Raw genomic sequence first — 21,734 nt, 5'->3', positions numbered from 1 at the left:
CCTGCGCCACCTGCAGAAGTACCGCCCGACCGCGCTCTTCGTTCCCTCGAACCGGGACATCCTCGTCTCGTACCCGGAACACGCACGGTAGTCCACCCATGGCGCTCCGCGCAGGCGGTGGAAGGGAAGGAGAGAGGGCGCATGGAGTCGCACGGACCGGAGCGCGGGGCGCTCGTGTACGACCGGGTGGCGTGCGTGGTGGGGGAGTTCCGGGGGAGGGCGGGGCCGTACGCGATGCTGCGGCCCGTGGGCGGTGGCCGGGAGTGGCAGGCGGACCCCGCCGACCTGCGCCCGGCCACCCCCGCCGAGCGGCTGAGCGCGGGCGTGCGGGCGGCCAACGACCGGGCCCGCGCGGGCGCGGAGGCGACGGGCCCGGTGCCGGACCTGAGCCGGCCGCCCCGTCCCGTACCGCACTACGTGGCCTGTGCGCTGCTCGTACGGGAACGGCGGGAGGCGCGGGAGCGGTTCGACCGCAGCGCGGAGACGGACGCGAACGTCCTGATGCGCCGCCACCTGAGCCGGGACCACCCCTGACCACAACCTTTCGCACCACCCGGGGGTCATGGGTGGGAGGCGTCACGAGGACCACCAGGGAGCGATCGCCGCATGACCGAAGAAACCGCAGTCCGGAGCCGGAAGGCCCGGTTCTCGCCGCGTGCGATGACGCTGGCGGCCGGGTGTCTCGTCCTGGCCGCGGCGGCGGGCCGGTGGGCCGGTCAGGACGGAGGACTGCTCTGGGTGGCCCGGCTGTTCGACCATCCGCTGCTCTTCGGCCTCCTGGTGACGGGCCTGCTGGCTGCGGCGCTGATCGTCGCGGTGCGCAACCTCGTCGTCCGCATCCTGACCTGGGTGGCCCTCGGGCTCGTCCTCCTGGCGTCCTTCCCGTTCTTCCTCTTCGCGGCCTTCGGGGCCGCCTCCGAGACGTCGGACACGGCGGCCCCCGGGCGCGACGACCGCAGCCTCGTGGTCGAGGAGGGGGCGGACATGATCGACCCGCTGTGGTGGGTCTACGTGGACGAGGGCCGGGGGCCGTTGACGCGGCGCTGGCAGGTGGGCCGCTTCAACGGCGACGCCGCCGACAACGCCCTCGCCGAGGCCTCCTGGGAGGGCCCCGACCGCCTCCGCCTGGTCACGGGGTACGCCGAGGACGGCACCGAACAGGTCCACCTCGTCGACCTCGACCCCGAAACGGGCCGCCCGTCCCGCACGGTGACGATGGGCTGAGGCATCCCTCGTGCGGACCGAACCGAACGGACCCGCGTCCGCGTCGGCGGAGGCCGCCTTCACGCCGGGGAGCGGAACCGGCGCGAAGGCGGCGGGCGGACGCGGGCTCAGGCGTTCTTCGGGGACTGCGGTTCGCGCCGCATCGCCCACAGGACCGGGCCGCCGCCCGGCAGGCTGAACTCGTCGCGGACGACGAAGCCGAAGTGCTCGTACACCGGCAGGTTGTCCGGCTTGGAGGACTCCAGGTAGACCGGCAGGCCCGCCGCGTCGGCCTTGGCGAGGCCCGAGCGGAGGAGGGCGGAGCCGTGGCCCTGTCCCCGGGCGGCGGGGTCGGCGCCGATGACGGCGAGGTACCAGTGGGGCTCGGTCGGGCCGTGTTCGGCGGCGGCCGTGACGGCGTCGCGGAAGGCCCCGGCCCGGTCGCCCAGGATCTCCTGGAGCTCCCGGATGGTGTCCGCGTCGGGGACGGCCTTGTCCGCGCCCTCGGGCGACACCCAGAAGGCCGCCGCCGCGTCGGTGCGCTCGCACACGCCGTGGAGGCCGTACTGCCGGGTGAACAGTGTGGTGAAGTACCGGCCGAGGCCCGCTTCGCGGGTGGCGTCGTCGGGGAAGAACCAGCGCATCATCGGGTCGTCGCCGAAGGCGGAGGCCAGCGTGCGGCTGACCGCCGGAGCGTCGTCGATCACGGCCGTCTTCGGTGCGTTCGTTATGGGCATACGGGTCATTCTGCACCCGTGTCGATCTTGGTCCGTCAGGGGGTCCGGGTCGGTCGGGCGGTGCGGATCAGGCGGATCGCGGCCGCGACGGGGAGGGCGACCCCGGCCGCGAGGAGGACGAGTACTTCGATCGGGCCCATGCGGCCGGACACCCCGAAGAGGACGAAGGCGAGCGGGTTGAGGACGACGAGGGCGGTCGCGAGGAGCTTGGTGCTCCGCGTCCACGCGTCCGAGGACCACAGCAGGCCCAGGCCCAGGATCAGGACGAGCAGGCCGAGGAACGGGTCCACGTACCCGGCGACGCCGGTGAGGCCGAGGATGACGGCCGCGCGGGTCGTACGGCCCTTATACCCTCGGGGGGCGTCGATCGACGGACCCCGTGCGACGATCCCCCGGTGACCGAACAGACCGCCGTGCCCGGCGCCGTACGGACCGAACGCCTCGACCTCGTCCCCCTCTCCGTCGCGCACGCCGGGGAGATGGCGGAGGTCCTGGCCGACCCCGCCCTGCACGCCTTCATCGGGGGTGCCCCGCTGAGCCCGCCCGAACTGCGGGCGCGGTACGGGCGGTTGACCGCCGGATCGCCGGACCCGGCCGTGGCCTGGCACAACTGGGTGGTACGGCTCCGCGCCGAGGACCGGCTCACCGGCACCGTCCAGGCGACCGTCACCGACGGCGGCCGGGTCGCCGAGGTCGCGTGGGTCGTCGGCACGGCCTGGCACAGGCGGGGGATCGCGCGCGAGGCGGCCCGGGCCCTGGTCGGACTGCTCGCGGCCCGGGGCGTACGGACCGTCGTCGCCCACGTCCACCCCGACCACACGGCCTCCGCCGCCGTCGCCCGCGCGGCCGGGCTCGCGCCCACCGACCGCGTGGAGGACGGGGAGGTCCGCTGGGAACGGCGGCTGGACCAGGAGGTGTCCGACCCTGATCCGCAGGGCACGCCCTGAGGCCCGTCCGGCGCGGGCTTGGACCCCGGATGTCCGGGTACCCGGCGGGAGAGATCGTCCGGGAGGGTTCTGTTGGCCATACACGGAGGAGGAGTCCTCCTCTCCGTCTGCGCGACGGCGTGCGCCGCCGTGATCGGCGTCCGCCAGGCGCGCAAGGAGACGCGGGAGGCACGGGAGGCGCGGGAGTCGGTGTGGCGCGCGCCGACCCCCGGAGCGGGGGCGGCGGGCGGAAGAGCCGTCTTCGGTGCCGTGGCGCTGCTCGCCCTCGTCCCGTTCCTGCTCGTCACGCTCTCGCACGGGTACGGGGCGGAGAGCCGGATCTCGGCCGTCCCGTTCCGGGAGATCCTGGACGCGTCGGCCCACGCCGACCTGGACCTCTCGGACGTCCGGGCCGTCAACCTCGTCGGCAACGTCCTGCTGCTCGTCCCCTTCGGCGCGGCCGTCGCGTTCCTGTGGTCGGGCCGCCGGCGCGTGCTCAAGACCTCCCTGGCCGGCGCGGTGTTCTCCCTCATCGTCGAGGTGGCGCAGTACGTGCTCTCGCTGGGCCGCGTCTCGTCCGTCGACGACGTCCTCCTCAACACCGCCGGGGCCGCCCTGGGCGCCTTCCTCGTCCGGCGCTGGACCGGGAGGACGCGGGCGCGGCGGCTCACCCTGCCGAGGCCCTCCCGCGCCGGCGGAAGGACCTGAGCCCGACGCGGAACAGCAGGACCAGCCCCGCCGCCGCCCCCGCCGCGAGCCCCGCCCGCAGCCCCGGTGGGCGGAAGGAGCAGGCCAGTTCCGTGCGGCCGGAGCCGAGGGGGACCGCCAGGAGGCCGCCGTACGGGGCCGGTTCGGCGTCCTCGCAGCGCCAGCCCGCTATCTGCGGGGCCGCCACGACCGCCGTGCCGCCGCCCGGCGGGAGGACGGCCCGTATCCCGGACGGGGTGACCTCGACCGAGGTCGCCGCGCGGGCGCGCAGGGCCGCGACCGCCGCCCGCAGCCGCTCGTGGTCCAGGCAGCCCAGCTCGCCGGGGCCCGGGAGGGACGGCCGCAGGCCGGGGGTCCGCTGGAGGCCCAGGGACACCATCGCCGCCTGCCGCTTCGGCCGGCCGCCCAGGAGCCGGACCTCGCGCTCGCCCAGGCGGGCCGGGCCCGTGGCGTCCGGGGCCCAGAGGAACACCTCCGTACCGACCCGGCACGCGCCCGCGTGCGGAGCCTCGTACACCCGGGAGCCGAGCAGGAGTTCCTGGTTCCGGAAGGGCGAGCGGCCGTGGACCGGGGGCGGGCCCGGCGGCCGTACCGTCACCAGCGGCAGGCGCGTGTCCGTACGGACCACCCCGCCGTCCCGCCAGCGCGCGCCCACCCCGAACAGCGCGTCCGTCACCGGATTGTCCAGGCCCTGGAGGTTCCGGCCCCGCGATGTCCAGCCGCCGCCGAGCGCGTCGAGCGTCGCCGTGAGGACCGCCGGGGTGTGGCTGCTGTAGTACGCGGCGCCCTGCCCGCCCAGGAGGAGCGGGTCGTTGCCCGCGATCCGGGGCAGGCCCGGGTCCGTGCGGTACGCGGGCCAGCCGTCCGCCGCCGCCAGGGCCGCCGCCCGCCGTTCCTGTTCCGGGCCGAGCGGCGGGTAGTCGTCGAGCCGCACGAGCCGTTCCCGGTCCGCGTACGCGGTCGTCGCCGCCGCCTGGCCGAGCAGCGTGCCCGTCACGAGGAACGCGGCCAGCACGCCGTACCGGCCCCGGCGGGGGAGGAGCAGGGCCGCCGCCACGGCCGCGAGGCCCGCGCCCGCGAGGACGAGTGCCCAGGGGGTGAGGACCGGGCTCGGCAGCGCGGCGAGCGCCAGGACCAGGACGACCGCCGAACCGCCGACCACCGCGCGGCGGCCCGGAAGGACGCCGGCCGGGGCGTCGTGGGCCGCGACCGACTTCGTTCCGTCGGCCACCGCGCGCCGATCGGCGGACGGCCCGCCGCCGCGCGTCAGTGCCGTCCAGGCCGTCAGGACCAGGACCCCGGAGAGGACGAACGTCTGCCGGTACGGGCTGCCGTTCGGCGTCGCGAAGGCGTGCCAGAGCAGATGCGTCGGACCCCACTGCATCGACGCCGCCACCGCCGCGCACAGCCCCGGCCACAGCCACCGCTCCCGGCCCGGCACGTCCCGGCGGAACAGCAGGGTCCCCGCGAGCAGCGGGACCGCCGTGCAGACGAAGGCCGCCGGGGTCGCGAAGCCGTACGTCACCGGCAGCAGCCGGGCGAGGAAGTCCGTCCCGGCCACCGGCGCGAACTCCCGCACCAGGCCCGGGTGGGCCTGCCGGGAGCCGAGGAGCACCGGGAGGAGCAGGGGGGCCGCGAGGCCCACCCCGATCCCCGTCGTCACCGCCGCCCGCCCCAGGGTCCGCACCCGGAAGGAGTCCGTCGCCGCCAGGCGGACCAGCAGGACCAGGGCCGCGCCCAGGGTCGCCATGTACGCCGTGTAGAAGTTCGCGCACCAGCAGACCGCCACCACCAGCGGGCCCAGCAGCGGCCGCCGCCCCTCCCGCACCCACTCGCCCACCAGGCAGAGCAGCGGGAAGGCGATCAGGCCGTCCAGCCACATCGGGTTGTACGTGCCCTCCGCCAGCGACCAGCCGCACAGCGCGTACGAGGCGCCCAGCACCGCCGCCCACCACCAGGCCCCCGGGCCGAGGCGGCGCAGCAGGAACGCCGTCGCCGCCGCCGCGACCGCCGTCTTCAGGACCGTGATCGCGTACACCGCGTACTCGACGTCCCCGCGCGGGAGGAGCGCCACCAGCGGGGCGAACGGGCTCGACAGGTACGTGCCGTAGTCGGGCAGGAAGCTCGTCCCCCAGCCCGCCCGCCAGTCGAACAGGAGCCCGCCGTCCGCCCGGCCCCGCAGCAGGTCCCACAGGTGCGCGTGGAACGGCACGAACTGGTTGGCGAGGTCGTTCACGGCCCGGTGGCGCGGCCCGAAGGGGAAGACCCGGGCGACGGCGTCCCCGCCGCAGACGGCGACGACGGAGAGGAGGGCGGCCAGGAGGCACGCGCGGCTGTTCTTCGGCATGACGGGTCGAATATGCCAGCGAAAACGGGCGAAACCGGGGGCCGGGAAGGCAGTTCACGCGATGGTCGCCCGGAGGTCACCCACGGCCCCCGTGGGGTACGGGCGGCGGGAGGAACGCGTGGGGCGGGCCGACACCCGGGTGACGGGTGAGTCGTTGGGGGAAACAGTCGCTCCGAAGTGGTGGCTCCGGCCCCGGCGACTCCCTACCATCGATCACCGCAAGGTCGTCCAACTGACGCACGACCAGCCCGGGAGGCTCCTTTGCACCGCCGCACGCAGCCCCACACGTACCGTCGCACGCAGCAGCCCCGCACACCCCGCCGCACCGCGCTCGCCGTCTCCGCCGCGCTCCTCGTCGCGGCCCCGCTGCTCACCGCCTGCGGCAGCGACGCGCACCCGGGGGCCGCGGCCGTCGTCGGCGGCGAACGCATCGACGTCGCCAGCCTCCAGGCGCAGGTGAAGGACGTCCGGGACGCGCAGGCGGCCTCCCCGGAGTCCGCGCAGCTCGTCGCGGCCACCGGCGACCTCGACCGCCGCAAGCTCAACAGCATGATCTTCGACCAGGTCGTCGAGGAGGTCGCCCGCGACCACGGCGTCACCGCCAGCCGCGCCGAGCTCCAGCGGACCCGCACCGCCTTCGTCCGCCAGAGCGGCGGCGAGGACCGGCTCGCCGCGGCCCTCCTCCAGGAGCAGGGCGTCGCCCCCGACCAGATCGACGGCGTCGTCCGCCGAAACGTTCTCCTCAACAAGATCGCGGCCGAGGTGGGCGCCGACGACAGCCCCGAGGGCCAGAAGAAGCTGACGGACGTCTTCACCGCCGCCTCCAAGGACCTCGGCATCGACGTGAACCCGCGCTACGGCGCCTGGGACGACGCCCAGATCCAGCTGGCCACCGCCACCCCGCCGTGGCTGCGCCGGATCAGCCAGGACCCGAACGCGGCGGGTGCGGGGGCCTGAGGCCGGCTTCCGGGGCCGGTGCCTGCCTACGGGCAGGTCCGGGTAGGTTCGGGGCGTGACTTCCGAAAGCCCCGGCCGCGTCGTCCTGCTCACCGCCAGCCACCGCGTGGCCCCCGGACTCCTGTCCTGGCCCGCCTGGCAGGCGCTGCGCGCCGCGGACCGGGTACTCTGCCCCGACGAGCACCACCCCCAGCTGCCGTACCTGCGGGAGGCGGGCGTCTCCGTCGAGCACGCCCTGCCCACCGCCGAGGAGCTGGTCGAGGCCTGCGCCGGAGGCCGCACGGTCCTGCTGCTCGCCTCCGGCGAGGGCGACCGGCGCCTCACCGACGGCCTCGCCCGGCTCGCCGGCTCCGGCCGGATCGCGATGCCGGAGCTCGAACTGCTCCCCGGCTCGTACGACCTGCCCGGCGCCCGGCTCCTCGACCTCGTCCAGGTCATGGACCGGGTCCGGCGCGAGTGCCCCTGGACCTCCGCGCAGACCCACGAGGGGCTCGTGAAGTACGCCATCGAGGAGGCGTACGAGCTGGTCGAGGCCATCGAGGACGAGGACCGGACCGCGCTCCGGGAGGAGCTGGGCGACGTCCTGCTCCAGGTCGTCTTCCACGCCCGGATCGCCGAGGAGGACCCCGAGGAGCCGTTCTCCGTGGACGACGTGGCCGGGACCCTGGTCGAGAAGCTGATCCACCGCCACCCGCACGTCTTCGGGGACGCGACCGCCGAGACCCCCGAGGACGTCCACGCGCACTGGCAGCGGACCAAGGCCGTCGAGAAGCGGCGGGAGTCCGTCACCGACGGCGTGCCGCTCGGGCAGCCCGGCCTCGCGCTCGCCGCGAAGCTGGCGGGCCGGGTGCGCGCGGCCGGTCTCGACGTGGACCTCCCGGCGGACGGGGGCCTTCCGGGGGACGGCGGCATCGGCTACGAACTCCTCGCCCTCGCCGCCCGCGCGGAGGCGGCGGGCGTCGACCCGGAGACGGCGCTGCGGGCGGCGGCCCGGACGTACCGGGACGCGATCCGGACGGCGGAGGGGCTGTGAAGGCGGCCCCCGCGGGCGGTCTCGTCCTGCTTCTGGTGGTCTTCGCCTGGGACGCGGCGAGCACCGGTACCCCCGGCTGGGACCGGGCGGTCTCCGGCGCGGGCGCGGTCCTGCTCGTGGGCCTGCTGGTGCGGCGGGCGGTGCGCCGCCGGCGCGAGGGCTGAGGTTCCGCGCGGGCCGTCCTCTTGTATGCCGCCTTCGCGCGGGGCGTCCCCTTATACGTCCTCCTCTTGTACGAGACAGGGGCAGGTCGTACGGGACGGCGGCCGGCGCCCGTACACCCGCCGGGGCGCCCCGGGGCGCGCTGTACCGTCGGGGGGTGAGTGACAGCACCGCCCCGACTCCCGAGCCCGACCCCGCCCAGGACTTCTCCCGCGCTCCCGCACCGGGCCCCTCCCACGCCCCCGCCCAGGACCCCGCGCCCGAGCTCTTCACCTGGGAGTTCGCCACCGATCCGTACCCCGCCTACGCCTGGCTGCGGGAGCACGCGCCCGTGCACCGGACGACGCTGCCCAGCGGGGTCGAGGCCTGGCTCGTGACGCGGTACGCGGACGCCCGGCAGGCCCTCGCGGACCAGCGGCTGTCCAAGAACCCGGCGCACCACGACGAGTCCCCGCACGCCAAGGGCAAGACGGGCATTCCGGGCGAGCGCAAGGCCGAGCTGATGACCCATCTGCTCAACATCGACCCGCCCGACCACACCCGGCTGCGGCGGCTCGTCTCGAAGGCCTTCACCCCGCGCCGGGTCGCCGAGTTCGCCCCGCGCGTCCAGGAGTTGACCGACCGGCTCATCGACGCGTTCGTGGAGAAGGGGAGCGCGGACCTCATCCACGAGTTCGCCTTCCCGCTCCCCATCTACGCCATCTGCGACCTGCTCGGCGTGCCCGAGGAGGACCAGGACGACTTCCGGGACTGGGCCGGGATGATGATCCGCCACGGCGGAGGCCCGCGCGGCGGCGTCGCCCGGTCGGTGAAGAAGATGCGCGGCTACCTCGCGGAGCTGATCCACCGCAAGCGCGAAGAGCCGGGCGACGACCTGATCTCGGGGCTCATCAAGGCCTCCGACCACGGCGAGCACCTCACCGAGAACGAGGCCGCCGCCATGGCCTTCATCCTTCTCTTCGCGGGGTTCGAGACCACCGTCAACCTGATCGGGAACGGGCTGTACGCGCTCCTCCGCGATCCCGGACAGAGGGGACTCCTCCAGGACTCCCTCGCCGCCGGCGAGACCGGGCTCCTGGAGACCGGGATCGAGGAGCTGCTGCGGTACGACGGGCCCGTGGAGATGGCGACCTGGCGGTACGCGACGCGGGCGCTGACCATCGGCGGACAGGAGATCCCGGCGGGCGACCCGGTGCTCGTGGTGCTGGCCGCCGCCGACCGGGACCCGGAGCGGTTCGACGGGCCCGACGTGCTCGACCTCGCCCGGCGCGACAACCAGCACCTCGGGTACGGCCACGGCATCCACTACTGCCTCGGCGCGCCCCTCGCCCGCCTCGAAGGGCAGACCGCGCTCGCCACCCTGCTGACCCGTCTGCCGGACCTGCGGCTCGCCGCCGATCCGGCCGAACTGCGGTGGCGCGGCGGGCTCATCATGCGCGGTTTGCGCACGCTTCCGGTGGAGTTCTCCCCGTCCGTACCCCTCTCGTACGGTGACGGCCCGTCAGAAATGTGATCTTCATGTGATCGGGTGGCCATCGACTTGTGACGAGCGTTCGAATGCCGCTACGTTTCGCCGCAGTCTCAGCCGTCACGCGAAAGGCGTACCTATGCGTTCCGGGAACGGACGACACCGTCGCCCCCGTCAGGCCCCCGCCATCGTCGTCGCCGCGGGCGTGACCGGATCCGCCATGGCGCTGCCCCTGCTCGCCACCGGATCCGCGTCCGCCGCCGACGCCGCCACCTGGGACCGCGTCGCCGAGTGCGAGTCCGGCGGCCAGTGGACCGCCAACTTCGGGAACGGGATGTACGGCGGCCTCCAGTTCACCCAGGGCGACTGGGAGCGCCACGGCGGCCTGGCGTACGCGCCCAGCGCCGACCTGGCCAGCCGCGCCCAGCAGATCGCGGTGGCCGAGAAGGCCCTCGCCGGGGGCAGCGACGCCTGGGGCACCTGCGCGCCGATCGCCGGTCTGACGAACGACGGGAAGCCCACCGGGGTGGACCCGGGCCCGGCCGCCGCACCGACGCCCTCCGTGGCGCCCGTACCCGAGTCGGCCTGGAACTCCGGCGCGCCGGGCGCCTCCGCGACCACGCCGTCCACCGGGGCCCCGGAGTCCTCCGCCACGCCGTCCGCCCCCTCCACGGCGCCGGCCGCGCCGTCGGCCCCCGCCGACCCGACCGCGCCGGCCACCTCCGCCACGCCGACCACCCCCGCCACGCCGTCCGCGCCGTCCGGGTCGGCGAACCCGACGGACCCGGCGGACCCGACGCTTCCGGCCGACCCGACGGCCCCCGTCGCCCCCGATGAGTCCGTTACGCCCGGTACGTCTGTTACGCCCGGTGTTCCGGGAGATGAGGGAGCGTCGGTCGCGCCCGGCACGGGCAAGCACCGGGGCGAGGCGGCTCCGGAGGAAACCGACAACTCGGACACCTCTGCTGAACCCGGGCGACATGCCTCGGACAAGGGCAACTCGCCTGAAGGTGTCGAATCGGCCCCGGGTGCTGGCGAAGCGAAGAATCCGGACGCAACGGACAGTCAGGGCTCTTCGGGTGAATACGTCGTGCGTCCGGGTGACAGCCTTTCGGGCATCGCCCAGGCGAACGAACTCCCCGGGGGCTGGGCCGCCCTCTACGACGCCAACAAGCGGACCGTGGGCATCGATCCGGACCTCATCCTCCCTGGTCAGAACCTCGACCTGACGCCGGGTTCGGTCTCGGAAGCCGGGTAGTTCATGGGCTTATGTCCGCTTCCGGACGAGTGAGACATGGGTCTCTTTGTCCCAACTGGCGTGTCGCGCCCGCAAACTCCGCTTCCGTCATCTCCCACCTGCGCAAACAGTCCCCTCCGAAGGGCAAGAAGAGGCGAAATTCGTCGTATGAGCCTCTTTGAACTTCGGAGGGTTCTGTGTCTACGGTCGTCACCGCTCGCCACCGCGGGCCCCGTCGACCGAAACGCCGAATCCTGCCGTCGGCCGATGGGAACAGTCGTCGCGCAAGCGCCGAAGGCAGGAGCGGGGGACCCAAGGTAAGCGCCGGGCCCGGCCGTCGAGAGACGGCCGACGACCGGCTTGGGGTGAAGCCGCGTGCTAGGACACGCGGCCGGGCAACTCTTCGGCCCGAACCCGACAGCTCACCTCGCAGGCGTCGGTGAGGAGAATCCCCATGCTGTTTTCCGTCAAGGGCAAACACCGCCGTCCCTCCAAGGCCACCCAGCTCGCCGCGCTCGTCGGCGTCACCGGTGTCGCCGTCGCCGCCCCGCTGATGACCGCGGGCACCGCCTCGGCCGCCACCGCCTCCGAGTGGGACCGCGTCGCCCAGTGCGAGTCCGGCGGCAACTGGTCCATCAACACCGGCAACGGCTACTACGGCGGCCTCCAGTTCTCGGCCTCCACCTGGGCCGCGTACGGCGGTACCGCCTACGCCCCCACCGCCAACCAGGCCTCGAAGTCCCAGCAGATCGCCGTCGCCGAGAAGGTCCTCGCGGGCCAGGGCAAGGGCGCCTGGCCGAGCTGCGGCGTGGGCCTCTCCGGCGCCTCCTACGACGGCGGCTCCGCCGAGAGCGCCCAGCAGGAGCAGCCGAAGCAGAAGAAGCAGCGCACGACCGAGCAGCCGACCACCCGCAGCGAGCAGCGCCAGGCCCCGAAGAAGGACCGCCAGGCCGCTCCGAAGGCCGCCAAGAAGACCGTCACCACCCCGACCGGCAAGACGGTCGCGAAGGGCGACGGCGAGTACAAGGTCGTCGCCGGCGACACCCTCAGCAAGATCGCCGAGGCGCAGGGCGTCAAGGGCGGCTGGGCCGAGCTCTTCGAGCTCAACGAGGACGTCGTCGAGAACGCCGACCTGATCTACCCGGGCCAGCAGCTCCACCTGAAGTGAGCCCGGCGGGTCGCGTGAGTCCGGCGGCTCACGCGCCCCCGATGACCCTCCCGCGGTGACCACCCCGGTCCGGCGCGCCCTTCCCCCGTGCGCGCCGGACCGGGGTTCCCCCTTTGGAGGGGCCCCGCGGCACCCCTCCGGCGGCCCACCTGACGGTTACCGATCAGTAGATCCGGGCCCCTTCGCCCCCTTATACGTGCCCTCGGGTCCTTTTTCGTCCCAGGGGGCGGGCGCCCGGCCGGTCGGAGCCTCCGGGGCGGTTAGGCTCTTGTCGCAAGGCCAAGCGACCCCGCATCGACCTTGCGTCACATCCAGCGTCACATCCCAGAAGGAGATGCTCGTGCCGTCCATCGACGTCGTCGTAGCCCGGGAAATCCTGGACTCCCGAGGCAACCCCACGGTCGAGGTCGAGGTCGGCCTCGACGACGGCAGCACCGGCCGTGCTGCCGTTCCGTCCGGCGCCTCCACCGGTGCGTTCGAGGCCCTCGAGCTCCGCGACGGTGACCCCAACCGCTACCAGGGCAAGGGTGTCGAGAAGGCCGTCCTCGCCGTCATCGAGCAGATCGGCCCGGAGCTCGTCGGCTACGACGCCACCGAGCAGCGCCTGATCGACCAGGCCATGTTCGACCTGGACGCCACCCCGGACAAGTCCTCGCTCGGCGCCAACGCCATCCTCGGCGTCTCCCTCGCCGTCGCGCACGCCGCCTCCGAGGCCAGCGACCTCCCGCTCTTCCGCTACCTGGGCGGCCCGAACGCGCACCTGCTGCCCGTTCCGATGATGAACATCCTGAACGGCGGGTCGCACGCCGACTCCAACGTGGACATCCAGGAGTTCATGATCGCCCCGATCGGCGCGGAGTCCTTCTCCGAGGCCCTCCGCTGGGGCACCGAGGTCTACCACACCCTCAAGTCCGTCCTGAAGTCCAAGGGCCTCTCCACCGGCCTCGGCGACGAGGGCGGCTTCGCCCCGAACCTCGGCTCCAACCGCGAGGCGCTCGACCTCATCCTCGAGGCGATCAAGCAGGCCGGCTACGTGCCCGGCAAGGACATCGCGCTCGCGCTCGACGTCGCCGCCTCCGAGTTCTACAAGGACGGCAAGTACGAGTTCGAGGGCAAGGCCCGCTCGGCCGCCGAGATGACCGAGTACTACGAGGAGCTCGTCGCCGCGTACCCGCTGGTCTCCATCGAGGACCCGCTGTTCGAGGACGACTGGGCCGGCTGGAACGTCATCACCGAGAAGCTCGGCGAGAAGGTCCAGCTCGTCGGCGACGACCTGTTCGTCACCAACCCGGAGCGCCTGGCCCGGGGCATCGAGGAGAAGTCCGCGAACGCCCTGCTCGTCAAGGTCAACCAGATCGGCTCGCTGACCGAGACCCTCGACGCCGTCGAGCTGGCCCAGCGCAACGGCTTCAAGTGCATGATGTCCCACCGCTCCGGCGAGACCGAGGACGTCACCATCGCCGACCTGGCCGTCGCCACCAACTGCGGCCAGATCAAGACCGGCGCCCCGGCCCGCTCCGAGCGCGTCGCCAAGTACAACCAGTTGCTGCGCATCGAGGAGATCCTCGACGACGCGGCGGTGTACGCCGGCCGCAGCGCGTTCCCGCGCTTCAAGGGCTGACACCCGCTCTCATCCGTACGTCCCCGTACTCGGTCCCGTACCGTGTGCGGGGACGTCCGCGTGAACAGGGGAGGCGACACGACATGGCCGTGAAGGACCGGGACCGGTTCTCGACCGCGACCCGGCTCAGGCTGCTCGGCGAGCAGACCGCCGCCCGTGTCTACCGCTCCCAGACCCGTCGCCAGGCCCGCCGCTCCCGGCTCACCGGCCGCGCGGCCTTCCTCGCCCTCGTCGTCTGCTCCCTGGTCGTGGCCCTCGCCTACCCCATGCGCAGCTACGTCTCCCAGCAGGGCGAGATCGCCGAGCAGGAGCGCCGGGCCGCCGAGGCCGCCCGGCGGGTGCAGGAGCTGAGGGACGAGAAGGCCCGCCTCCAGGACCCGGCCTACGTCCGCCGCCTCGCCCGCGAGCACCTGCACTACGTGCTCCCCGGCGAGACCGGCTTCACCGTGAACGACCCCGGCGCGGAGCAACGGCCCCGCGCCGACCAGGGGGCGGCGGACCGGCCCTGGTACGACAACCTCTGGGACGGCGTGGACAACGCCGACCGCCGCTGACCTCCCGTACGACCGACGACCGACGACCTAGGCAAGCAAGGCAGACATGCAAACGCCCCCTCCGCAGACCGAACGCACCGAGCCCACCGAGGCGGACGTCGCCGCCTTCGAGCTCCAGCTCGGCCGGCCGCCCCGCGGCCTGCGCGCCATCGCGCACCGCTGCCCCTGCGGGCAGCCGGACGTCGTCGAGACCGCGCCCCGGCTCCCCGACGGCACGCCGTTCCCCACCACGTACTACCTGACCTGTCCCCGGGCGGCCTCGGCCATCGGCACCCTGGAGGCCAACGGGGTCATGAAGGAGATGCAGGCCCGGCTCGCCACCGACCCGGAGCTGGCCGACGCCTACCGGGCCGCGCACGAGGACTACCTCGCCCGCCGCGACGCCATCGAGGTCCTGGAGGGCTTCCCGAGCGCCGGCGGCATGCCGGACCGGGTCAAGTGCCTGCACGTCCTCGTCGGCCACTCGCTGGTCGCGGGCCCGGGCGTGAACCCGTTCGGCGACGAGGCCCTCGCGATGCTGCCGGAGTGGTGGGCCAAGGGCCCGTGCGTCACCCCGTGCGGGGCGCCGAAGGAGGAGGACGGCTGGACGGTCGAGGGCGACCGGGACGGCCACTTCGCCTTCAAGCCGATCGACGCCGACGCCGACGCCGACGCCGACGCCGACGCCGACGCCGACGCCGACGCCGACGCCGACGCCGACGCCGAGGGTGAGGGCAAGTGACCCGGGTTGCCGGAATCGACTGCGGTACGAACTCCATCCGCCTCCTCGTCGCCGACGTGCACCCGGAGACGGGCGAGCTGGTCGAGCTGGACCGGCGGATGACGATCGTCCGGCTCGGCCAGGGCGTGGACCGGACGGGCCGGCTCGCCCTCGAGGCCCTGGAGCGCACCTTCGCCGCCTGCCGCGAGTACGCCGCCGTGATCGAGGAGCTGGGCGCCGAGCGGATCCGCTTCGTCGCCACCTCCGCCTCCCGCGACGCGGAGAACCGCGACGAGTTCGTGAACGGGGTCGTGGAGATCCTCGGCGTCGAGCCCGAGGTCATCACCGGCGACCAGGAGGCCGCGTTCTCCTTCGCCGGCGCCACCTGCGAGCTGCCCGGCACCGAGACGTACCTGGTCGTGGACATCGGCGGCGGCTCCACCGAGTTCGTCACCGGCACCGACCACGTCCAGGCCGCCCGCTCGGTGGACATCGGCTGCGTCCGGCTCACCGAGCGGCACGTCCGCCACGACCCGCCGACCGCCGAGGAGATCGAGGCGATCCGCGCCGACGTCCGGGCCGCGCTCGACCTGGCCGCCGAGGCCGTGCCGATCGACACGGCCGACGTCCTCGTCGGCCTGGCCGGCTCCGTCACCACCGTCGCCGCCCTCTCCCTGGGCCTCCCCGCGTACGACTCCGAGAAGGTCCACCACTCCCAAATCTCCGCCGAGCAGGTCGCCGAGGTGACCGACCGGCTCCTCGCCTCCACCCACGACGAGCGGGCCGCGATCCCCGTGATCCACCCCGGGCGGATCGACGTGATCGTCGCCGGGGCGCTCGTCCTGCGGGAGATCGTCGAGCGCGTCGGCGCCCGCGAGGTGGTCGTCAGCGAGCACGACATCCTCGACGGAATCGCCCTCTCGGTCGCGTAGCGCACCGCGCGGACCTCCATGGGAAGGCTCTATGCGTCGCATAGAGGGGCGCTATCGAGCCTTCCCACGGGCTTCCGCCGGGAAAGTTCGTGAAGTTCTTCACAAGGAAAAGGGCCCTGAGGGTGCCCGAAGGGGGTCGTTGGGCCCTCCGAGGGGCGCCCCAGGGCCCTTTCGCAGGCGCGGAGGCCGATCCGCCCGGTGTTTCCATCGCGTGAACGGGGCCTCCGGTTCAGGGTTAACGGAGGCTCTCCGGACCAGTTCACGGGGGGTGAACAACGTTCGCCACTGCACCCCGGTTCCTTTGCAGGAACATGACGTGGATCACGTGGGCGGCGGAGTGTAGCAGAGGTGTCCACCAAGCTTGTGAAGGGGCGCACGAACACACCCCCCGGACGGGGTGGATACTCGATCCCATGAGCACCACGGAGCGTCCCAGGATCCTCGTAGTAGGCGGCGGGTACGTAGGCCTGTACGCAGCTCGGCGCATCCTCAAGAAGATGCGCTACGCGGAGGCGACCGTCACGGTCGTCGACCCGCGGTCGTACATGACCTACCAGCCCTTCCTCCCCGAAGCCGCCGCCGGCAGCATCTCCCCGCGCCACGTCGTCGTCCCGCTGCGACGCGTCGTCCGCGGAGCCGAGGTGCTCACCGGCCGGGTCACCACCATCGACCAGGACCGCAAGGTCGCCACGATCGCCCCGCTCGTCGGCGAGGCGTACGAGCTGCCCTTCGACTACCTGGTCATCGCGATGGGCGCCGTCTCCCGCACCTTCCCGATCCCCGGCCTCGCCGAGCAGGGCATCGGCATGAAGGGCATCGAGGAGGCCATCGGCCTGCGCAACCACGTCCTCGAGCAGCTGGACAAGGCCGACTCGACCACCGACGAGGAGGTCCGCCGCAAGGCGCTGACCTTCGTCTTCGTGGGCGGCGGCTTCGCCGGCGCGGAGACCATCGGCGAGGTCGAGGACCTGGCCCGGGACGCCGCGAAGTACTACCAGAACGTGTCGCGCGAGGACATGCGCTTCGTCCTGGTCGACGCGGCCGACAAGATCCTTCCCGAGGTCGGCCCCAAGCTCGGCCAGTACGGCAAGGAGCACCTGGAGAGCCGCGGGATCGAGATCTACCTCGAGACCTCCATGGACTCCTGCGTCGACGGCCACGTCGTGCTGAAGAACGGCCTGGAGGTCGACTCCAGCACGATCGTGTGGACCGCCGGCGTGAAGCCGAACCCGGCGCTCTCCCGCTTCGGTCTGCCGCTCGGCCCCCGCGGCCACGTGGACTGCAACGAGAAGCTCCAGATCAACGGCCTCGACTACGCGTGGGCCGCGGGCGACAACGCCCAGGTCCCCGACATGGTCGGCCGCCGCGCGGGCAACCCGAACGCCTGGTGCCCGCCGAACGCCCAGCACGCCCTGCGCCAGGCCAAGGTCCTCGGCGACAACGTGGTGGCCGGCATGCGCGGCTTCCCGCAGAAGGAGTACAGCCACGCCAACAAGGGCGCGGTGGCCGGACTCGGTCTGCACAAGGGCGTCGCCATGATCGTCATGGGCAAGGTGAAGATCAAGCTCAAGGGCCGTCTCGCCTGGTACATGCACCGCGGCTACCACGGCATGGCCATGCCGACCTGGAACCGCAAGATCCGCGTCTTCGCCGACTGGACCCTGGCGATGTTCCTCAAGCGCGAGGTCGTCTCGCTCGGCGCCATCGAGTCGCCGCGCGAGGAGTTCTACGAGGCCGCCAAGCCCGCCCCCGCCCCGGCCGCCCCGGTGCAGGAGAAGGCCAAGGCCTCCTGAGGCTCCGGCCGTAAGAGTCGCAGGAGCAGGACCGCAGTACCCGCCATACCCGTAGTACCCGCAGTACCCCCGCAAGGGCCGTCCGCCATCCGTGGTGCGGACGGCCCTTCGCGTGTTTTGCCGACTCGTTGCACCGCACCGGGAGTGCCGGTGCCCACCGACGGTGTTCCCCTGGTGACGGACATTTCTGGGGCACTGATCACGGAGGTGGCACCATGGCCGACGCCGCGACGCGGCTGACGACTCTCGCGGAAGAACTCCTCGGAGGACCGCTCCCGGTCCGGCTGCGGGCCTGGGACGGCAGCGAGGCCGGACCCGACGGCGCCCCCGTCCTGGTCGTCCGCGACCGCCGCGCCCTGCGCCGGATGATCTGGAAGCCCGGCGAACTGGGCGCGGTCCGCGCCTGGGTGGCCGGGGAACTCGACGTCGAGGGGGACCTGTACGAGGTCCTGGACCGGCTCTCCGGAATCCTCTGGGAGCGCGACGCCGACTCCCCGGGCCTGCTCGCCGCCGCCCGCGACCCCCGGCTGCGCGCCGCCGCCCGTTCCCTGCTCGAGCTCGCCGGACCCCTGCCGCCGCCCGCGCCGCCGGCCGAGGAGGTCCGCGGCCGCAGCGGCGGCCGGCACACCAGACGCCGCGACCGGCAGGCGATCAGCCACCACTACGACGTGGGCAACGACTTCTACGCCCTGGTCCTCGGACCCTCGATGGTCTACTCGTGTGCGTACTGGACCCCCGGCGGCACCCTGGAGGAGGCCCAGCGCGCCAAGCTCGACCTGGTCGCCCGCAAGCTGGCCCTGAAGGAGGGCGACCGGCTCCTCGACGTGGGCTGCGGCTGGGGCTCCATGGCCCTGCACGCCGCCCGCGAGTACGGCGCCCGGGTCGTCGGCATCACGCTCTCCCGCGAACAGGCGGCCCACGCCCGCAAGCGGATAGCCGAGGAGGGCCTGGCGGACCGGATCGAGATCCGCGTCCAGGACTACCGGGACGTCACCGACGGCCCGTACGACGCGATCTCCTCCATCGGCATGGCCGAGCACGTAGGCGCCGTGAAGTACCGGGAGTACGCCGACACCCTGTACGGGCTCCTCAGGCCCGGCGGGCGGCTCCTCAACCACCAGATCTCCCGGCGCCCCGAGCCCGACGAGGCCGCCTACGCGATCGACCCCTTCATCGACGCGTACGTCTTCCCCGACGGCGAACTCGCGCCCATGGGAGGTACGTTGACGACCCTGGAGGACGCCGGGTTCGAGGTCCGGGACGTGGAGGCCCTGCGCGAGCACTACGCCCTCACCCTGCGCCGCTGGGTGGCCAACCTGGAGGCGGAGTGGGACCGGGCCGTCCGCCTCGTCTCGCCGGGCCGGGCCCGCGTCTGGCGGCTCTACATGGCCGCCTCCGCCGTCTCCTTCGAACGCAACCGGATCGGCGTGAACCAGTTTCTCGCCGTGAAGACCCCGACGTCGGGGACGAGCGGGCTGCCGCTGCGGACGCGGGTCTGGGACGAGAAGGCCTGACCCCGGCGCGCGTACGGGGAAGGGCCGGCCTCCCGGACGGGGAGGCCGGCCCTTCGCCGGTGGTGCCGCGGGCGGTTACTCGGTCTTGATGGCGGCGAGCATGTTCAGGCGGGCCGCGCTGCGGGCCGGCCACAGCGAGGCGAGGACGCCGACCAGACCGGCCAGGACCAGGAAGACGCCGATCCGCTCCCAGGGCAGGACCAGGGCGTAGCCCGGCAGGCTGTTCTTGAAGGTCTCGCCGATCGCCCAGCCGAGGAACGCGCCCAGGCCGATGCCGACGATCGCGCCGAACACCGAGATGACCACGGCCTCCAGACGGACCATCCGCTTCACCCGGCGCCGGTCGAGACCGATCGCGCGGAGCATGCCGATCTCCTGCTGGCGCTCGAAGACGGACATCGCGAGGGTGTTGACGACGCCGAGGACGGCGATGATCAGGGCCATGCCGAGCAGGCCGTACACGATGTTCAGGAGCATGTTGATCGGGCCGCCGAAGGCGTCGCGGATGTCCTTGTGGTTCATCACCGTGATGCCCGGGTTGTCGCCCATGGCCTTCGACAGCGCCTCGGCGTTGGCGGCGGAGGCGCCGCCGTCCATCGCGACGTAGACCTCCCGCGTGTAGGGCTGCTGCTCGTGGGCGTTGATCAGCTTGCGGTCGATCATGACGGGGGAGACGAACTCGCTCTCCTCGTAGATCGCGCCGACGGTCAGCTTGTCCTTGGCCTTGTCCAGGTACTCGACCGGGACCGTGTCGCCGACCTTCAGGCCGCGCTTCTCGGCGGTCTTGTCGGCGATCGCGATCTTCCCCTCCTTGAGCGAGGCCAGCGAACCGTTCACGACGTGGAGGTTGAGGACCTTCTCGATGTCGCCGGGGGTGACGCCGGAGGCCGAGACGTACGAGCCCTCGATCTCCAGGGCGCCGGCCTGCTGCGGGGAGACGGCCGTGACGCCGGGGGCCTTCGCCAGGGCGGTGATGGCCTCCTCGCCCAGGCTGTCGCCGCTGGCCATGACCACCATGTAGTCGGCCTTGATCTGGTCGACGGTCATCTTGTCGATGGCCGCGCCGACGGTCGCGCCGAGCACCGAGAGGCCGGTGACCAGGGTCAGGCCGATGGCGAGCGCGGAGGCGGTGGCGCCGGTGCGGCGCGGGTTGCGGACCGCGTTCAGGCCGGCGAGCTTGCCGGAGATCCCGAACAGGCCGACGAAGAGCGGGCGGATCAGGGCGATCACGGGCCGCGACAGCATCGGGATCAGCACGATCACGCCGATGAGGGTGAGGAACGCGCCGCCCGCGATGAGCATGCGGCCGGTGTCGCCGCCCTTGCCCGCGCCGAGCACGATCAGGACGACGCCGAGCGCGGTGAACGCGGCACCGATGGAGTTCCGCACGACGAGCGACTTGGTGCTCGCGGTGGCGTGCACGCTGTTCATGGCGGCGACCGGCGGGATCTTCGCGGCGCGGCGGCCGGGCAGCCAGGCGGCGAGCATGGTGATCAGGACGCCGACGGTGAACGCGGAGACGACGGGCGCGGGGCCGATGACCAGGCCGCCGGCCGGGATCTTCAGGTCGAAGGCGTTCATGGCCGACCTGAGCGCGACCGCCAGGCCGACGCCCAGGGCGAGGCCGACGGCCGAGGCGACCAGGCCGACCAGACCGGCCTCGGCGAGGACGGAGCGGGTGATCTGCTTGCGCGAGGCGCCGACCGCGCGCATCAGGGCCAGTTCCTTGGTGCGCTGGGCGACCAGCATCGTGAAGGTGTTGGAGATCAGGAAGACGCCGACGAAGAGCGCGATGCCCGCGAAGCCGAGCAGCGTCTGGTTGAGGGCCCCGAGCCCGGCCTCGATGTCCTCGGCCTGCTTGTCGGCGAGGGCCTGCCCGGTCTGGGCGGTGGCCGCCTTCGGGACCACCTTCAGGACCTCGTCGAGCAGCTTGTCCGCCTGCGCGCCGGGGGCGGCCGTGACGGTCAGGTCCTGGAAGTAACCGGGCTTCAGGTAGAGCTTCTGGGCCACGGAGGTCTCGAAGAGGACGAGGCTGCCGCCGGCGTTGACGGCGCCGTCCTCGGTGGTGAAGACGCCGGAGAGGACGTACTCCTTCACCGGGCCGTTGGTGGCCACGCGGACGGTGTCGCCGACCTTGTAGCCGCCCTTGTCGGCGGAGTCCCGGTCGAGCGCGATCTGGTCGGCGCGGACCGGCCCGGTGCCCGAGGCGAAGTCGTACGCGCGGTCCTTGCCGTCCTTGCCGGGGGCGAAGTTGGTGCCCTTGTTGGACCAGCCGACGCCGATCAGCTTGCCGTTCTTGTCGGGCACGCCCGCGAAGCCGCCGACGCGCGGGGCGACGGAGGCGACCCCGTCGAGCCCGGCGACCTCGTCGACGTCCTTCTGGGAGAGGCCGGGCGCCTGCCGGGCGTCCTCGGGGTTCGGGTACATCTCGACGGCGACGGCGACGTCGTCGTAGCTCTTCGCCGACTGGTTGCGGAAGGCCTGGGAGAGGGTGTCGGTGAAGACGAGGGTGCCGGAGACGAAGGCCACGCCGAGCATCACGGCGAGGACGGTCATCAGCAGTCTCGCCTTGTGCGCGAGCACGTTGCGCAGGGCGGTACGGAACATGGGGTGTCCTGAACGAAAGGGGAGCGGGCGGGTATCGGGGCTGCTGGGCGGGGCCGTACCGGTTCGG

General features: G+C 73.0%; 20 protein-coding genes and 1 riboswitch. Of the genes, 16 read left to right on the top strand and 4 right to left on the bottom strand.

The genetic code is table 11. The annotated features are described in order from the left end of the window. The first annotated feature begins 141 nt into the window (after positions 1–141). Positions 142–534, top strand: a complete 393-nt coding sequence (locus CP977_RS13910) for a hypothetical protein (RefSeq protein ID WP_152370191.1) — start codon at positions 142–144, stop codon at positions 532–534. A gap of 72 nt (positions 535–606) precedes the next feature. After that, positions 607–1,224, top strand: a complete 618-nt coding sequence (locus tag CP977_RS13905; protein WP_152370190.1) for a hypothetical protein — start codon at positions 607–609, stop codon at positions 1,222–1,224. A 107-nt stretch (positions 1,225–1,331) separates the two neighbouring features. On the opposite strand, the gene CP977_RS13900 is transcribed toward CP977_RS13905, so the two are convergent. Beyond that, the gene (locus tag CP977_RS13900; RefSeq protein ID WP_062754943.1) at positions 1,332–1,949 is read right to left on the bottom strand and encodes a GNAT family N-acetyltransferase; all 618 of its coding nucleotides are present in this window, start codon (positions 1,947–1,949) and stop codon (positions 1,332–1,334) included. A gap of 26 nt (positions 1,950–1,975) precedes the next feature. Further along, entirely contained in the window at positions 1,976–2,230 is a 255-nt protein-coding gene (locus CP977_RS13895) for a protein-tyrosine phosphatase family protein (RefSeq protein WP_152370189.1), read from the bottom strand. Positions 2,231–2,335: 105 nt separating this feature from the next. Between CP977_RS13895 and CP977_RS13890 the strand changes: the two genes are divergently transcribed. Beyond that, the gene (locus CP977_RS13890; protein WP_229991648.1) at positions 2,336–2,887 is read left to right on the top strand and encodes a GNAT family N-acetyltransferase; all 552 of its coding nucleotides are present in this window, start codon (positions 2,336–2,338) and stop codon (positions 2,885–2,887) included. Positions 2,888–2,959: 72 nt separating this feature from the next. Further along, on the top strand, positions 2,960–3,574 hold the full coding sequence (locus CP977_RS13885; protein ID WP_062754947.1) for a VanZ family protein: 615 nt from the start codon (positions 2,960–2,962) through the stop codon (positions 3,572–3,574). Here the strand turns inward: CP977_RS13885 and CP977_RS13880 are convergent. After that, complete coding sequence (locus CP977_RS13880) at positions 3,534–5,921, bottom strand: YfhO family protein (protein ID WP_062754949.1); 2,388 nt, start codon at positions 5,919–5,921, stop codon at positions 3,534–3,536. The genes CP977_RS13885 and CP977_RS13880 overlap by 41 nt on opposite strands. Before the next feature lie 261 nt (positions 5,922–6,182). Here CP977_RS13880 and CP977_RS13875 point away from each other — a divergent pair, with 261 nt between their 5' ends. From CP977_RS13875 to CP977_RS13825, 12 genes are all read left to right on the top strand, one after another. After that, positions 6,183–6,878 carry a SurA N-terminal domain-containing protein gene (locus CP977_RS13875; protein WP_152370187.1) on the top strand — a complete coding sequence of 232 codons (696 nt, stop codon included), beginning with the start codon at positions 6,183–6,185 and terminating at the stop codon, positions 6,876–6,878. Between the two features lie 55 nt (positions 6,879–6,933). Continuing rightward, positions 6,934–7,911 (top strand): nucleoside triphosphate pyrophosphohydrolase, encoded by a 978-nt coding sequence (locus CP977_RS13870; RefSeq protein ID WP_062754953.1) that lies wholly within the window; start codon positions 6,934–6,936, stop codon positions 7,909–7,911. Next, positions 7,908–8,075 carry a hypothetical protein gene (locus CP977_RS34055; protein WP_167308927.1) on the top strand — a complete coding sequence of 56 codons (168 nt, stop codon included), beginning with the start codon at positions 7,908–7,910 and terminating at the stop codon, positions 8,073–8,075. Before CP977_RS13870 ends, CP977_RS34055 begins: the two co-directional genes overlap by 4 nt. 155 nt (positions 8,076–8,230) lie before the next feature. Continuing rightward, a complete protein-coding gene (locus CP977_RS13865) occupies positions 8,231–9,586 on the top strand; it encodes a cytochrome P450 family protein (protein ID WP_062754955.1) in 1,356 nt (451 codons plus the stop codon). 160 nt (positions 9,587–9,746) lie between these two features. Beyond that, positions 9,747–10,799 carry a transglycosylase family protein gene (locus CP977_RS13860; protein WP_308017210.1) on the top strand — a complete coding sequence of 351 codons (1,053 nt, stop codon included), beginning with the start codon at positions 9,747–9,749 and terminating at the stop codon, positions 10,797–10,799. Positions 10,800–11,057: 258 nt separating this feature from the next. After that, positions 11,058–11,229, top strand: a riboswitch (cyclic di-AMP (ydaO/yuaA leader). A gap of 3 nt (positions 11,230–11,232) precedes the next feature. Continuing rightward, positions 11,233–11,946, top strand: coding sequence for a LysM peptidoglycan-binding domain-containing protein (locus CP977_RS13855; protein WP_062754963.1), 714 nt, complete (start codon positions 11,233–11,235; stop codon positions 11,944–11,946). Positions 11,947–12,280: 334 nt separating this feature from the next. Continuing rightward, positions 12,281–13,567, top strand: coding sequence for a phosphopyruvate hydratase (eno, locus tag CP977_RS13850; RefSeq protein ID WP_062754965.1), 1,287 nt, complete (start codon positions 12,281–12,283; stop codon positions 13,565–13,567). Between the two features lie 83 nt (positions 13,568–13,650). Then, positions 13,651–14,121: an FtsB family cell division protein gene (locus CP977_RS13845; RefSeq protein ID WP_030215997.1), complete on the top strand. Its 471-nt coding sequence runs from the start codon at positions 13,651–13,653 to the stop codon at positions 14,119–14,121. Positions 14,122–14,167: 46 nt separating this feature from the next. Continuing rightward, positions 14,168–14,842, top strand: coding sequence for a DUF501 domain-containing protein (locus CP977_RS13840; protein ID WP_229991649.1), 675 nt, complete (start codon positions 14,168–14,170; stop codon positions 14,840–14,842). Continuing rightward, positions 14,839–15,753, top strand: coding sequence for a Ppx/GppA phosphatase family protein (locus CP977_RS13835; protein ID WP_152370185.1), 915 nt, complete (start codon positions 14,839–14,841; stop codon positions 15,751–15,753). The genes CP977_RS13840 and CP977_RS13835 overlap by 4 nt, the downstream gene beginning before the upstream one ends. Before the next feature lie 413 nt (positions 15,754–16,166). Further along, positions 16,167–17,546 (top strand): NAD(P)/FAD-dependent oxidoreductase, encoded by a 1,380-nt coding sequence (locus CP977_RS13830; RefSeq protein ID WP_079131174.1) that lies wholly within the window; start codon positions 16,167–16,169, stop codon positions 17,544–17,546. Positions 17,547–17,761: 215 nt separating this feature from the next. Next, a complete protein-coding gene (locus CP977_RS13825; protein WP_152370184.1) occupies positions 17,762–19,060 on the top strand; it encodes an SAM-dependent methyltransferase in 1,299 nt (432 codons plus the stop codon). A gap of 75 nt (positions 19,061–19,135) precedes the next feature. Here the strand turns inward: CP977_RS13825 and CP977_RS13820 are convergent, their stop codons facing one another. Then, positions 19,136–21,667 (bottom strand): ABC transporter permease, encoded by a 2,532-nt coding sequence (locus CP977_RS13820; protein WP_062754975.1) that lies wholly within the window; start codon positions 21,665–21,667, stop codon positions 19,136–19,138. Between the last annotated feature and the right edge of the window lie 67 nt (positions 21,668–21,734).

Source organism: Streptomyces cinereoruber (assembly GCF_009299385.1).
GTDB lineage: Bacteria > Actinomycetota > Actinomycetes > Streptomycetales > Streptomycetaceae > Streptomyces > Streptomyces bikiniensis.
Note: the sequence above shows the minus strand (reverse complement) of the source record. Positions and strands in the feature narration are given on the sequence as shown.